This window comes from Citrobacter sp. RHBSTW-00599 (assembly GCF_013784065.1).
GTDB classification, from domain to species: Bacteria; Pseudomonadota; Gammaproteobacteria; order Enterobacterales; family Enterobacteriaceae; genus Citrobacter; species Citrobacter braakii.
Genome location: NZ_CP056717.1, coordinates 3948554 through 3962761, shown reverse-complemented (window position 1 = coordinate 3962761; position 14208 = coordinate 3948554). Strand labels below are relative to the sequence as shown.

The 14208-nt window shown below is 56.3% G+C and carries 13 protein-coding genes; 9 read left to right on the top strand and 4 right to left on the bottom strand.

What is annotated here, in order from left to right; all coding sequences use genetic code 11:
- Positions 1-44 precede the first annotated feature (44 nt).
- Both HV243_RS19410 and HV243_RS19405 read right to left on the bottom strand, forming a co-directional pair.
- A complete protein-coding gene (locus HV243_RS19410; protein WP_053390017.1) occupies positions 45-3128 on the bottom strand; it encodes a beta-galactosidase in 3084 nt (1027 codons plus the stop codon).
- A gap of 121 nt (positions 3129-3249) precedes the next feature.
- On the bottom strand, positions 3250-4332 hold the full coding sequence (locus tag HV243_RS19405; RefSeq protein WP_016151953.1) for a LacI family DNA-binding transcriptional regulator: 1083 nt from the start codon (positions 4330-4332) through the stop codon (positions 3250-3252).
- A 164-nt stretch (positions 4333-4496) separates the two neighbouring features.
- Here HV243_RS19405 and HV243_RS19400 point away from each other — a divergent pair, with 164 nt between their 5' ends.
- The 3 genes from HV243_RS19400 to HV243_RS19390 all read left to right on the top strand — a co-directional run bounded on the left by HV243_RS19400 (position 4497) and on the right by HV243_RS19390 (position 6345).
- Positions 4497-5105, top strand: coding sequence for a class I SAM-dependent methyltransferase (locus HV243_RS19400; protein WP_053390018.1), 609 nt, complete (start codon positions 4497-4499; stop codon positions 5103-5105).
- Positions 5106-5536: 431 nt separating this feature from the next.
- Positions 5537-5782 (top strand): YmjA family protein, encoded by a 246-nt coding sequence (locus HV243_RS19395; protein WP_053390019.1) that lies wholly within the window; start codon positions 5537-5539, stop codon positions 5780-5782.
- An 86-nt stretch (positions 5783-5868) separates the two neighbouring features.
- Positions 5869-6345, top strand: a complete 477-nt coding sequence (locus tag HV243_RS19390; RefSeq protein ID WP_016151966.1) for a cold shock domain-containing protein — start codon at positions 5869-5871, stop codon at positions 6343-6345.
- A 127-nt stretch (positions 6346-6472) separates the two neighbouring features.
- On the opposite strand, the gene HV243_RS19385 is transcribed toward HV243_RS19390, so the two are convergent.
- Positions 6473-6781, bottom strand: coding sequence for a putative quinol monooxygenase (locus HV243_RS19385; protein ID WP_046275619.1), 309 nt, complete (start codon positions 6779-6781; stop codon positions 6473-6475).
- 135 nt (positions 6782-6916) lie between these two features.
- A complete protein-coding gene (locus tag HV243_RS19380) occupies positions 6917-7729 on the bottom strand; it encodes a DNA-binding transcriptional regulator (RefSeq protein WP_046275638.1) in 813 nt (270 codons plus the stop codon).
- A 193-nt stretch (positions 7730-7922) separates the two neighbouring features.
- Here HV243_RS19380 and HV243_RS19375 point away from each other — a divergent pair, with 193 nt between their 5' ends.
- Genes HV243_RS19375 through mhpE form a run of 6 tightly spaced genes read left to right on the top strand, consistent with a single transcriptional unit; the run spans position 7923 to position 14204 of the window.
- On the top strand, positions 7923-9587 hold the full coding sequence (locus tag HV243_RS19375) for a bifunctional 3-(3-hydroxy-phenyl)propionate/3-hydroxycinnamic acid hydroxylase (RefSeq protein WP_016151971.1): 1665 nt from the start codon (positions 7923-7925) through the stop codon (positions 9585-9587).
- 1 nt (position 9588) lies between these two features.
- On the top strand, positions 9589-10533 hold the full coding sequence (gene mhpB, locus HV243_RS19370; RefSeq protein WP_046275617.1) for a 2,3-dihydroxyphenylpropionate/2,3-dihydroxicinnamic acid 1,2-dioxygenase: 945 nt from the start codon (positions 9589-9591) through the stop codon (positions 10531-10533).
- Positions 10534-10561: 28 nt separating this feature from the next.
- Entirely contained in the window at positions 10562-11428 is an 867-nt protein-coding gene (gene mhpC / locus HV243_RS19365; RefSeq protein WP_016151973.1) for a 2-hydroxy-6-oxonona-2,4-dienedioate hydrolase, read from the top strand.
- Positions 11429-11437: 9 nt separating this feature from the next.
- Positions 11438-12247: a 2-keto-4-pentenoate hydratase gene (mhpD, locus tag HV243_RS19360; RefSeq protein WP_016155814.1), complete on the top strand. Its 810-nt coding sequence runs from the start codon at positions 11438-11440 to the stop codon at positions 12245-12247.
- On the top strand, positions 12244-13194 hold the full coding sequence (gene mhpF, locus HV243_RS19355; protein ID WP_016151975.1) for an acetaldehyde dehydrogenase: 951 nt from the start codon (positions 12244-12246) through the stop codon (positions 13192-13194). The genes mhpD and mhpF overlap by 4 nt, the downstream gene beginning before the upstream one ends.
- A complete protein-coding gene (mhpE, locus tag HV243_RS19350) occupies positions 13191-14204 on the top strand; it encodes a 4-hydroxy-2-oxovalerate aldolase (RefSeq protein ID WP_016151976.1) in 1014 nt (337 codons plus the stop codon). Before mhpF ends, mhpE begins: the two co-directional genes overlap by 4 nt.
- Positions 14205-14208: the final 4 nt, after the last annotated feature.

Sequence of the window (14208 nt, the reverse complement as noted above, 5' to 3'; positions counted from 1 at the left end):
TCCTTACGATGAATGCGGGCAGGGGGGAACCTGCCCGATTATTATTATTTTTGACCCCAGACCAGCTGGTAGTGGTAGCGTCCGGCACTCAGCAGGAACTCTGGTGAAACGGAAGGACTCCAGGAGTCGTCACCGCCCACGCCCATATGGAAGCCATCAATATTGACCCAGGTACCTGCCTCCGGTTGCAGCAGATGGCGGTGGCTGGTTTCCATCAGTTGCTTCTGGCTAAAGCGGCTGATGTTGAACAGGAAGTCCCCTCGCCATTGATGCGCGCCGTAGCGTAGCTCACGCGTGTTGCAGCGCAGACCGTTTTCGCCAGGGAAAACATACGGGGTGTACATCTCATCAAGTGACAAATCCCAACGATCAAAACAGGCGGCGCTCAGGCGATCCGGGTAGTTCTCATGTGGGCCGAGACCTAACCAGTTCACGCGCTCAGCGACCTGCGCCAGCTGGCAGCTCAGGCCGATGCGGGCCGGATGTGGCGTGCCGCTGGCGACGTCGACATCCACCGTTATCTGCATCTCACTATTGCCGTCAATACGGTAGCTTTTTCGGCTGACGAACAGCGTTTGGCCCTGATACTGCCACGCATGTTCGGTGGCGATCAGTACCGCATTGCTTAGCGTGTCGGCAGCACAGTGCAGTAACGTTGCTTCGACCAGATAATGACCGGCAGCTTTCCAGCGTTCGACCCAGGCGTTAGGATCGATGCGGGTTGACTCGCTCACGCCGATGTCGTTGTCCAGCGGCGCGCGGGTGAACTGGTCAGTAAGCGGGGTTAACAGCTGAGCTGCGTCGCCAATCCAGTACTGTGTCAGCAGGCCAGACTGACGGTCGAATTGCCAGCGCTTGTCGTTGATCTCAACAGTAAAGGTGTTTTCGCTCACGTTCAGCTGTGGTGCGGTACGGGCAGTTGGCCGTGGCGCCAGGCTGAGTTTCTCTTCCAGCTTCCATTGCTGCCAGGCGCTAATGTGCCCGGCATCTGACCATGCGGTGGTCTGAGGTTGCTCTACGCGTACCGTTAGCCATAACTGGCCGGCGGTTTCCGGTAGCGGGACATCTGGCAGGGTAATCACCTGGCGACTCTGTGGGGCGATATCCAGCACGATTTCTCCGGCGGCCAGCGGGTTGCCATCCTGGGCAATCGACCAGTGCAGAACTTCGTTATCGCTGTGGCGGAACAGATATTCGCTGGTTACTTCAATCTGGCGTTTGGGTCCCGGCAGCAGCGTAAACTGGAAAAACTGCTGCACATGTTTGGCCTCGTATAATGCCGGATGCGGGGTGCGATCGGCGAACACCAGGCCGTTCATGCAAAACTGACGATCGTTAGGCGTGTCGCCAAAATCACCACCGTAGGCAGACCATGCCTTGCCGTTATCATCATATTTAATCAGCGACTGATCTACCCAGTCCCAGACAAACCCGCCCTGTAGGCGCGGAAATTGACGGAACGCTTGCCAGTATTTGGCGAAGCCGCCAAAACTGTTGCCCATGGCGTGGGCGTATTCGCAGAGGATCAGCGGACGCTGCTCGCCGGGCATCGACAGCCACTTTTTAATCGACCATTTGGGTACCGCGGGGAAGGGCTGATCCTGATCGACGCGGGCGTACATTGGGCAAATAATGTCGGTTGCCGTGGTATTTGCGCCGCCGCCTTCATACTGTACCGGACGGGACGGATCTTCTGATTTTATCCAGCGGTAGATCGCGTCATGGTTGGTGCCATGCCCGGATTCATTGCCCAGTGACCAGATGATGATGCTCGGGTGGTTGCGATCGCGTTGCACCATGCGCGTGACGCGCTGGCTCATGGCTGGCAGCCATGCGGGATCGTCGGTGAGGCGATTCATCGGCACCATGCCGTGGGTTTCAATGTTGGCTTCGTCGACCACATACAGGCCGTAGCGATCGCACAGGGTGTACCACAATGGATGGTTCGGGTAATGGGAGCAGCGCACGGCGTTAAAGTTGTTCTGCTTCATCAGCAGAATATCCTGCACCATCGTCGCCTCGTCCATCACCTGACCGTTGACCGGATGGTGCTCATGACGGTTGGTGCCGCGAATCAACAGCGGCTTACCGTTGAGTAACAGCAGGCCGTTTTCAATACGAACCTGACGAAAGCCGACATCACAGGCTTCCGCTTCAATCAGCGCTCCGTCAGCGGTACGTAACTGGACCACAGCGCGGTACAGATTAGGCGTTTCGGCACTCCACAGCGCCGGGTTTTCGACGTTCAGACGCAGGGTAACCCGATCATGATAAGCGCCGCGTTCATCAATAATTTCGCTGCCGAGCGGGGAAGTCGTTTCGTGAGTGAGCGTTTCACCGTCCCACAATTGCAGAGTGACGCGTAAATCTTCGCACTCGTTGCCCGCCACTCTGACTTCTGTTTCCAGCGTGGCGCGGCTGAAATCGTCGTTAAAACGGGTGTTAATGCGCAGGTCGCGGATTTGCGTAGCGGGCTTATGCAGCAAAGATACATCGCGAAAGATCCCGCTCATGCGCCACATGTCCTGGTCTTCCAGATAACTGCCGTCGCTCCAGCGCAGCACCATCACTGCCAGGCGGTTTTCTCCTGGCAGCAGATAATCGCTAAGATCGAATTCAGACGGCAGGCGGCTGTCCTGACCGTAGCCAACCCAGCGACCATTGCACCACAAATGAAACGCGGAATTCACCCCGTCAAAAATAATGCGCGTCTGACCTTCATCTAACCACGCGTCTTCGATATTAAATGTGAGCGAGTAACATCCTGTCGGATTCTGCGCTGGAACGTACGGGGGGTTAACCGGGATCGGGTAGGTGACGTTGGTATAAATTGGCGCGTCGTAACCATCTATCTGCCAGTTAGAGGGGACGTTGACAGTATCAGCCTGTGGCAGATCGCTTGTCAGCCAGCTTTCCGGCACGGCCTCAGGCGCGGAAAACCAGGCGAACAGCCACTTGCCATTCAGCGAGCGTAACTGAGTTGATCGCTGATTGGTGCGCGCATCATCCGCTGAGCGCCAGCTACAAAACGGCGGGTGCGCCTCCAGGCGGTTGAGCTGCGTGACGCCGGGATTTTCCCAGTCACGGCGGGCCAGTACAGCGGAGAGTGAATCTGTGTTCAGGTTCATAACGGTATCCTGTTTGAATTTGTTATTCGCTCACAATTTCAATCAAAATACGAATAAGCGATCCCAACTGTAAAGGATGGGGCGCTCAATGAGTGAACTGACTCACACAATTGTTATGCGTTCACAATTTGGGTGTGAGCTGCGAAACTTGCCGCGCTAGCTGGATCAGTGAGTCGGCCAGCACCTGGGGTGAGAGGGTTTGCGTATCGGGAGGCAGAACCGTATTGCGCTTAACCAGGGTTACGGGCAGCAGTTGGTTGCCCACGCTTGAGGTCCCACGGGGAAGTTGCAGCAGTCTGTCGACGCTGGTTTCACCCAGTAACGGAAAATCCTGCCTGATGGTGGTCAGTGGTGGGATGTAGCAGGCGCTGTCTTCGGTGTCATCGTAGCCAATCACCGAGATATCAACCGCCACCCGCAGACCGAACTCGCTGATTGCACGCATCGCGCCCAGCGCCATTTGATCGTTAGCGACCAGCATGGCGGTGGGGAGATTACCACCATTAAGCATATGCAGCGTTTGCTGAAAACCTGACATCGCGCTCCAGTCGCCTTCCAGCTCCGCGGTGGGTTGCAGCTGGTAGTGCGCCAGATATTTATGCCACCCCGCATGGCGAAGCCTTGCCGAAACCGAAGTGTGTGGCCCGCTCAGCAGGGCGATACGCTGATGCCCATGCTGCACCAGATGTTCAACGCCGAGACGTGCGCCGTCGTCATGGGAGAAAATCACGCTGTTAATTGGCGTCTGATCAGAGACATCGAGAAACAGTACCGGCACCGTACCGCAGGCGGTAGCCACGGCAATGGCGTCTTCTTCATCCAGCGGGTAGTTGATGATAAGCCCGGTTACGCGTTGAGAAAGCAGGTTGTGGACTGCGGCTTTACATGCCTCAACGCCGCTACGTTCGACCATGGCGATCACCACGCTGGCCCCGGACTGGTCGGCGCGGGATTTTATGGCGGCAACGATTTGCGAGGGGGCGTGCAGGGCAAGGTTCGCCGTCACGACGCCAATCAGCGGCGTCTGTTTGCCCGCCAACTGCTGTGCGACGCGGTTGGGGATGTAATTGAGCTCCGCCATCGCGGCCTCAACTTTCTGTCGGGTTTTTGCGGAAACGTGGCTGGCCTGATTCACGACGCGCGAGACTGTCTGGTAAGAGACTCCTGCATGGTCTGCCACATCGTATAGCGTTACCGGTTTCACGTTTATCACCCCTGTCATGACGTTATCTGCGCGCTATGATGCCACAGCGGGACGGTTTTGGGGTATTTGCGCATTGGTTCTGCGAGGCGCATTCCAGGGTTGCTGATCGTGTGCTGGAGGATTTATCGTCGTGATGCTTAACAACATAAAAAAGTGAGGACATCGTGAGCGACTCTGCGGCAAACAACATTCTGTCCATCTACCAACGTCATGCGGAGGCCTTTGCTAGCCAGCGTTCACGCGCACTGTTCGAGAAAAGCTGGCTGGATAAGTTCATCACCGTGATGGGCGGACAGGGCAGCATTGTGGATATTGGCTGCGGCAACGGTCAGCCGATTGCTGGTTATTTTATTCAGCAAGGCTTTCCGCTTACGGGAATTGATGGTTCTGCGGCGATGCTGGCGCGGGCCCGGCACTCTTTTCCCGCACAGCGCTGGCTGGAGCAGGATATGCGCGAGCTGGGACTTAACGAGACTTTCGATGGTCTGATCGCCTGGGACAGCTTTTTCCATTTAACTCAGCAGGATCAGCAAAAGATGTTCCCGATTTTTGACCGACTCAGCCGTCCCGGCAGCGCGCTGATGTTTACCAGCGGAACGGAAAACGGTATCGCGATGGGGCAATTTGAGGGCGAGCCGCTGTTTCACGCCAGCCTCGCGCCGGATGAATACCGCGCATTGCTGTCAGCGCACGGTTTTGTGGTGGTAGAGATGGTGATGGAAGATCCGCACTGCGCCGGGCATACCATCTGGCTGGCGCAAAAACGTGGCTAATCGCCGCCAAAGGTGATGCGCTGTGTGGCGTTACGGATTTGCGTGATGTTCATGGTGTTTGCTCCACATGTTGGGTCAGTGGTGTCATCGTAGAGTGTTGCCCAGAAGATGAATGTGGGCAAATGGGCGACTAGCGATGAGATTGGGCCAATAGCAGATGGCAGAGATCGATAATGTAATTAGAATTAAAGTAATTGAATATTTCCTTTGCGACTCTTTATTTAATTCGCAGCCATTATCTCGTACTGAAAAAAACGTCATTTAAATAAGAGTAGATTTATTAAATACGAAGCGGCTCCAGAAAATAGTGTTGATATATGCAACGTATTGCAGCCAATAAAACAGATCGCGAACCATGAAATAAGAATGCTATCATTCACACCAGACGCGGCAGGCAACTGCTGGCACACGCATTTACCCCGGAGCACCCGATGAACAACGACATTCCGCTAAAATTTTATGATATCGCCGACGAATACGCGACTGAAGCTGCAAAGCCAGTGAGCGATACAGAACGCGACGCACTGGCACACTACTTCCAGCAGTTGATCACTCGTTTGATGAACAATGAAGAGATCAGCGAAGAAGCGCAGCAGGAGATGGCAACCAAGGCCGGAGTCGACGCACAGCGTATCGATGATATCGCGGAGTTCCTCAATCGTTGGGGTAACGAGTAGCCAAAGACATGGCCTGTGTTTTACACTGCGCGCAAATTGAGTAGGTATACTCTACAAGTAATAGGTTTAATCAGGCGGAAACAGCAATGAACGGAACAATCACAACGTGGTTTAAAGATAAAGGCTTTGGATTTATCAAAGATGAAAACGGCGACAACCGCTATTTTCATGTGATTAAGGTTGCTAATCCTGAGCTGATCAAGAAAGACGCGGCGGTGACCTTTGAGCCCACCACCAACAACAAAGGCTTATCTGCCTACGCGGTAAAAGTCATACCCGACAGCAAATACATCTATATCGCGGGTGAGCGTCTGAAGCTCACGGCGATCAAGTCTTACCTGGTCTACAGCGAAGAAGTCCCTGCTGAGACTCGTATCGACAAAGAAAATGCGGTGCTGTCCGTTGGTGTGCTGATGAACAGCATCCGACCAAAATCAGACGTGAAGCCTGGTGAAATGCGCACGCTGAAAAAGCTGGCCATCACCACCTTCCAGGGCACGACGCTGATCTTCTCGGAAGATGAAATCGATATCGACGAGACGGTGAAACTGCTTAAGGTCTGAAGCCCTTCAGAGTGAATGAAAACCGAAATCCAGCTCTTTTCAGAAGCGGGGTTTCGGTTTTTTTATGCGTATTTTTGTCAGAAGGGAATATCCATTTGAGCCAAATAGCAAATTCCATTCTGTTTTTTTATTTTGATGAGGCACCTGGAATTACCACGTCATCCATCAGTATGTAACGTGCTTCCTGGCGCGTGTATTGATCGATTAACGGCACAAGTCGCCGGAAATGCTCACTGGCACAATGTTCATCGAGAGCCGCGTGGTTTGGCCATTCTTCGATAAAAATAAAATGCCCCGGATCTTTTTCATCAATATAGAGGTCATAAGCAATGCATTGCGGTTCTTTCTTCGTTGCCGATATTAGCTCACGGTACCAAGGGAGAACGGTTTCAATATACTCAGGTTTGATGAAATCTTCGGCAATGACCTTTAACATGCAGCCTCCTGGCAGAAAACGAATGCACACTATGTGATGAAGATATATTTAGGGCAAGACGCCACAGTGTTATATCGGTCGGTGAGTGAGTTATCTCAGCTATTAATCAGATGATCCGCTTAACTGTGATCCATCTCACCTCCCGGCAACCAAAATCTCCTGCGACTCAACGCCGTCCTCTATCTGTTTCGCCACCTTTTGTAAGGCCGGAAGATGTTTTTCCGCGGCCTGTTCGATGGTCATGGCGCTGGCCATATACACCAGATTCAGGCAGCCGATCACCCGCTGTTCACTGCGAATGGGGACGGCGATGGAGGCGATTTTCTCCTCCTGATCCCAACCGCGAAAGTTCTGGCCAAAACCGTCTTTTCGCGCACGGCTCAAAATGGCGTCGAGCTTCAGCGGTTCGCGCGCCAACTGGAACTCATCTCCCGGTCGTGAAGCCAGCATTTCAATCAGTTCCTGACGTTCATTCTCCGGGCTAAATGCCAGCCAGGTCAGGCCGGATGCGGTTTTCAGCAGCGGCAAACGACGCCCGACCATCGCCCGGTGAAACGACAGGCGGCTGAAGCGATGGGTGGTTTCACGCACCACCATCGCGTCCACATCCAGCGTGGAAACGTCGGTCGGCCAGATGACCTCACGCAGCAAATCCCCCAACAGCGGGGCGGCGAGCGCAGAAATCCACTGCTCGTCACGAAATCCCTCACTGAGCTGACGGACCTTAATGGTTAAGCGAAAGCTGTCATCGGACAGACTGCGCCGGACGTAACCCTCATCCTGCAGGGTTTCCAGTAGTCGCCTGACCGTGGTGCGGTGCAGGCCGCTCAGCTCTGCCAGCAGGCCAACGCTGGCCCCGCCGTCGAGACGATTTAACATATTTAATAACATTAGTCCGCGCGTTAACCCGCGCACGGTTTTGTATTCGGTACCGTCGTCACTTTTCATATTTATTGACAAATCTACAGTTAAAACAACGTTGTGCACTTAGTGCACATCCAGGCATGTTTTGATTGTAGCGTAAAAACTCACTTCTATACTGACCGCACAATAAAAAATTATTCACATTCTTTTAACAAAAAAACAATTGCGCCTCACCAGGGTCTGCAATTGCATTTTGTCCGAGTAGTGAGGTTCTGAAATGACAACAATAAATCCAGATATCCAACCCGCTGTGCAGCACACCGTGCAGGTAGCGATTGCCGGAGCCGGTCCGGTAGGGCTGATGATGGCGAACTATCTTGGCCAGATGGGCATTGAGGTGTTGGTGGTGGAGAAGCTCGATACCCTTATCGACTATCCTCGCGCCATCGGCATTGACGATGAAGCGCTGCGCACCATGCAGTCCGTCGGTCTGGTCGAAAATGTTCTGCCGCACACCACGCCGTGGCATGCGATGCGCTTTCTCACCCCGAAAGGGCGCTGTTTTGCTGATATCCAGCCGATGACCGACGAATTTGGCTGGTCGCGCCGCAACGCGTTTATTCAGCCGCAGGTAGACGCGGTGATGCTGGAAGGGCTGTCGCGTTTTCCCAACGTGCGCTGCCTGTTCTCCCGAGAACTGGAAGCCTTCAGCCAGCAAAATGGTGAAGTGACGTTGAACCTGAAAGCGCCGGATGGCCAGCGTGAAACGGTGAAAGCTCAGTGGCTGGTGGCTTGCGACGGTGGGGCCAGCAACGTCAGACGTTCGCTGAATGTGCCATTTGAAGGCAAAACCGCGCCGAATCAGTGGATTGTGGTGGATATCGCTAACGATCCGCTCAGCACGCCGCATGTGTATCTGTGCTGCGATCCGGTGCGCCCGTATGTCTCCGCCGCGCTGCCGCACGCGGTGCGCCGCTTTGAATTTATGGTAATGCCAGGGGAAACCGAAGCGCAGCTCAGCGAACCGCAGAATATGCGCCAGCTTTTGAGCAAAGTGCTGCCGAACCCGGACAACGTCGAGCTGATCCGCCAGCGCGTATATACCCATAACGCACGTCTGGCCGAACGTTTTCGCATTGACCGCGTGCTGCTGGCGGGCGATGCGGCGCACATTATGCCGGTCTGGCAGGGGCAGGGGTACAACAGTGGCATGCGCGATGCTTTCAATCTGGCGTGGAAACTGGCGCTGGTGATTGAGGGCAAAGCCGGTGATGCGCTGTTGGATACCTACCAGCAGGAGCGCCGCGACCACGCCAAAGCGATGATCGATCTCTCGGTGACCGCAGGCAACGTACTTGCGCCGCCGAAACGCTGGCACGGCGCGGTGCGCGACGGGGTTTCCTGGCTGCTGAACTACATTCCGCCGGTCAAACGCTACTTCCTTGAAATGCGCTTTAAGCCGATGCCGCAGTACCACGCCGGGGCGCTGGTGCGTGAAGGCGACGCGAAAACCTCTCCCGTTGGCAAGATGTTTATCCAGCCGAAGGTAACGCTGGAATCAGGTGAAGTGACGCTGCTCGACAACGTCATCGGACCGAATTTCGCGGTGATCGGTTGGGGCTGTAACCCGCTGTGGGGCATGAGCGAGGCGCAGATCCAACAGTGGCAGGCGTTGGGGACGCAGTTTATCCAGGTGGTGCCGGATACACAGATACAAACCGATCAGGATAACCACGACGGCGTTACCCGCATTGGCGATACGCAAAACCGCCTGCGCGCGTGGTTTGCCCAGCACAACGCCGCGCTGGTGGTGATACGCCCGGACCGCTTTGTGGCCGCCATCGCCATTCCGCAAACCCTGGGTAGTACCCTGAATAAACTGGCGTCGGTGATGACGCTCACCCGCGTTAATGCCCACATTCCCGCTGAAAAGGTGGCCTGATATGCACGCTTATCTTCACTGTCTTTCCCACTCGCCGCTGGTGGGTTACGTCGACCCGGCGCAGGCCGTGCTCGACGAGGTTAACGGTGTGATCGCCAGCGCCCGGGCACGTATTGCGGCGTTCGACCCTGAACTGGTGGTGCTGTTTGCCCCCGATCACTACAACGGATTTTTCTACGACGTGATGCCGCCGTTCTGTTTAGGCGTAGGCGCTACGGCGATCGGCGATTTCGGTAGCGCGGCGGGGGAACTGCCGGTGCCGACAGATCTCGCTGAAGCCTGCGCCCACGCGGTAATGAAAAGCGGCATCGATCTCGCCGTGTCCTACAACATGCAGGTCGATCACGGCTTCGCGCAGCCGCTGGAGTTTTTGCTCGGTGGTCTGGATAACGTGCCGGTGCTGCCAGTGTTTATTAACGGCGTCGCCACGCCGCTGCCGGGCTTTCAGCGTACCCGCATGCTCGGTGAAGCGATTGGCCGATTCGCCAGCTCGCTGAATCAGCGTGTGCTGTTTTTAGGCTCCGGTGGCCTGTCACATCAGCCGCCGGTCCCGGAGCTGGCGAAGGCTGATGCCCATATGCGCGACCGCCTGCTCGGCAGCGGCAAACAACTACCTGAAAACGAGCGCGAGCTGCGCCAGCAGCGGGTGATCAGCGCCGCCGAGAAGTTTGTGGCCGATCAACACACGCTGCATCCGCTTAACCCTGTCTGGGATAACCGCTTTATGACGCTGCTTGAACAGGGGCGTTTGCAGGAGCTGGACGCGGTCAGTAACGAAGAACTGTCCGCGATGGCGGGCAAATCAACGCACGAAGTTAAAACCTGGGTTGCTGCCTTCGCCGCTATTTCTGCCTTTGGCAACTGGCGCAGCGAAGGCCGTTATTACCGCCCGATCCCAGAGTGGATCGCTGGATTCGGCTCCCTGAGCGCCACCACACAGAACTGAAACAGAACTGAATATGCAGGAGAACATCATGACTTACCAACCGCAAACCGAAGCCGCAACCAGTCGTTTTCTGCAGGTGCAGGAAGCAGGCGAAACGCTGCGCGTGCATTTCAATGACTGTGGGCAGGGCGAAGAGACCGTCGTGCTGTTGCATGGATCTGGTCCGGGTGCGACGGGCTGGGCGAACTTCAGCCGCAATATCGATCCGCTGGTGGAGGCTGGATACCGGGTGATCCTGCTGGATTGTCCTGGCTGGGGCAAAAGCGATGGCATCGTTAACCGCGGTTCGCGATCCGATCTTAATGCTCGCATCCTGAAAAGCGTGGTCGATCAGTTGGATATTCAGAAAATCCATCTGCTGGGCAACTCGATGGGGGGCCACAGTGCCGTGGCGTTCACCCTGAGCTGGCCGGAGCGTGTGGGCAAGCTGGTGCTGATGGGCGGCGGGACGGGGGGCATGAGCCTGTTTACCCCGATGCCGACCGAAGGCATCAAGCGCCTGAATCAGCTGTACCGCGAACCGACCATTGAGAACCTGAAGCTGATGATGGAGATCTTTGTCTTCGACACCAGCGACCTGACCGAGGCGCTGTTTGAGGCGCGTCTGAATAACATGCTGTCGCGTCGCGATCACCTGGAAAACTTTGTCCACAGCCTTGAAGCCAACCCGAAACAGTTTCCGGATTTCAGCCCGCGCCTGGGCGAAATCAAAGCCCAGACCCTGATTGTCTGGGGACGCAACGACCGCTTCGTGCCGATGGACGCCGGCCTGCGCCTGCTCTCCGGGATTGCCGGGTCTGAGCTGCACATCTACCGCGACTGCGGGCACTGGGCACAGTGGGAACATGCGGATGCTTTTAACCAGCTGGTGCTGAACTTCCTCGCACGCCCTTAAGGAACGGACATGACGAATCTTAATCTTGAGCAGTTAGCCGCCGATTTACGTCAGGCTGAGGAAAAAGGGGACGCTATCGCCCCGTTGCGTGAACTGATCGGCGTGGATAACGCCGAAGCGGCCTACGCCATTCAGCGTATCAATGTGCAGTATGACGTGGCGCGAGGGCGTCGCGTCGTCGGGCGCAAAGTGGGACTGACGCACCCGAAAGTGCAACAGCAGCTGGGCGTCGATCAGCCGGACTTCGGCACGCTGTTCGCCGACATGTGCTATGGCGACAACGACACCATTGCGTTTGCCCGCGTGCTACAACCGCGTATTGAAGCGGAGATTGCGCTGGTGCTGAACCGCGATCTGCCCAATGTCGATACCACCTTTGACGAGCTGTACAACGCCATCGAGTGGGTGCTACCCGCGCTGGAAGTGGTCGGCAGCCGTATTCGCGACTGGTCGATCAAGTTTGTTGATACCGTGGCGGATAACGCCTCCTGTGGCGTGTATGTGGTCGGCGGTCCGGCACAGCGTCCGGCAGGATTAGATCTGAAAAACTGCGCGATGAAAATGACGCGCAATAACGAAGAGGTTTCCAGCGGGCGCGGTAGCGAATGTCTGGGACATCCGATCAACGCCGCCGTGTGGCTGGCGCGCAAAATGGCCAGCCTCGGCGAGCCGCTGCGTGCCGGGGACATTATTCTCACCGGGGCGTTAGGCCCGATGGTGGCAGTGAATGCGGGCGATCGTTTCGAAGCCCATATCGACGGTATTGGTTCAGTTGCCGCCACCTTTTCAGCGGCGGTTACAAAAGGAAGTCAGTCATGAGTAAGCGTAAAGTCGCCATTATCGGCTCTGGCAACATCGGCACCGATTTGATGATTAAAATTCTGCGTCACGGCGTACGTCTGGAGATGGCGGTGATGGTGGGGATTGATCCGCAATCCGACGGTCTGGCACGCGCCCGGCGTATGGGCGTTGCCACCACCCATGAAGGGGTGACGGGGCTTCTTGCGATGCCAGAATTCGCTGACATCGACATCGTGTTTGATGCCACCAGCGCGGGCGCGCACGTGAAAAATGACGCCGCGCTGCGCGCCGTAAAACCGGGGATCCGTCTGATCGACCTGACGCCCGCAGCGATCGGCCCGTACTGCGTTCCGGTGGTGAATCTGGAGGCTAACGTTGACCAACAGAACGTCAATATGGTGACCTGCGGCGGGCAGGCGACCATCCCGATGGTGGCGGCGGTTTCTCGCGTGGCAAAAGTCCATTACGCCGAAATTATCGCCTCGATCGCCAGTAAATCTGCGGGACCGGGCACCCGCGCCAATATCGACGAGTTTACCGAAACCACCTCGAAGGCGATTGAAGTGGTGGGGGGCGCGGCCAAAGGCAAAGCCATTATCGTACTTAACCCGGCTGAGCCGCCGCTGATGATGCGCGACACGGTGTATGTGTTGAGCGAAGCGGCCTCTCAGCTTGAAGTTGAAGCGTCGATTAATGACATGGCGGCGGCGGTGCAGGCGTATGTGCCAGGCTATCGCCTGAAACAGCGCGTCCAGTTTGAAGTCATCCCGGAGGATAAACCGGTGAATCTGCCGGGTATTGGTCAGTTTTCCGGGCTGAAAACCGCGGTGTATCTGGAAGTGGAAGGTGCGGCGCACTATTTACCCGCCTATGCGGGCAACCTCGACATTATGACCTCCAGCGCGCTGGCGACCGCTGAGCAGATGGCGCAGTCACTCACCCGTCAGGCAGGAGAAGCAGCATGAACGGTAAAAAACTCTATATCTCTGACGTGACCCTGCGCGACGGTATGCATGCGATTCGTCACCAGTATTCGCTGGAAAACGTACGCCAGATTGCCAAAGCGCTGGACGACGCGCGGGTTGATTCCATTGAGGTGGCCCACGGCGACGGTTTACAAGGTTCCAGCTTTAACTACGGCTTTGGCGCGCACAGCGATCTCGAGTGGATTGAAGCGGCAGCAGACGTGGTCAAACACGCAAAGATCGCCACGCTGTTGCTGCCGGGCATCGGCACTCTTCATGACCTGAAAAACGCGTATCAGGCCGGCGCTCGAGTGGTGCGCGTGGCGACCCACTGCACCGAAGCGGACGTGTCGGCCCAGCATATTCAGTACGCGCGTGAGCTTGGCATGGATACCGTCGGCTTTCTGATGATGAGCCATATGACCACGCCGGAGAATCTGGCGCAGCAGGCGAAGCTGATGGAAAACTACGGCGCGACTTGTATCTACGTGGTCGATTCCGGCGGGGCGATGAATATGAGCGATATTCGCGCCCGCTTCCGCGCCCTGAAAGCGGTGCTGAAGCCGGAGACAGAAACCGGAATGCATGCGCATCACAACCTGAGTCTCGGCGTGGCGAACTCGATTGCCGCGGTGGAAGAGGGCTGCGACCGTATCGACGCCAGCCTGGCGGGTATGGGCGCTGGCGCGGGCAACGCGCCGCTGGAAGTGTTTATCGCCGCTGCGGATAAGCTCGGTTGGCAGCACGGCACCGATCTGTATGCGCTGATGGACGCCGCCGACGATCTGGTGCGTCCATTGCAGGACCGTCCGGTGCGGGTGGATCGCGAAACGCTGGCACTGGGCTATGCCGGGGTGTACTCCAGCTTCTTGCGTCACTGCGAAGTGGCGGCGGCGCGTTATGGCCTGAGCGCGGTCGATATTCTGGTTGAATTGGGCAAACGCCGAATGGTGGGCGGCCAGGAAGATATGATCGTCGACGTGGCGCTGGATCTGCGCAATAGCAAATAAAAAT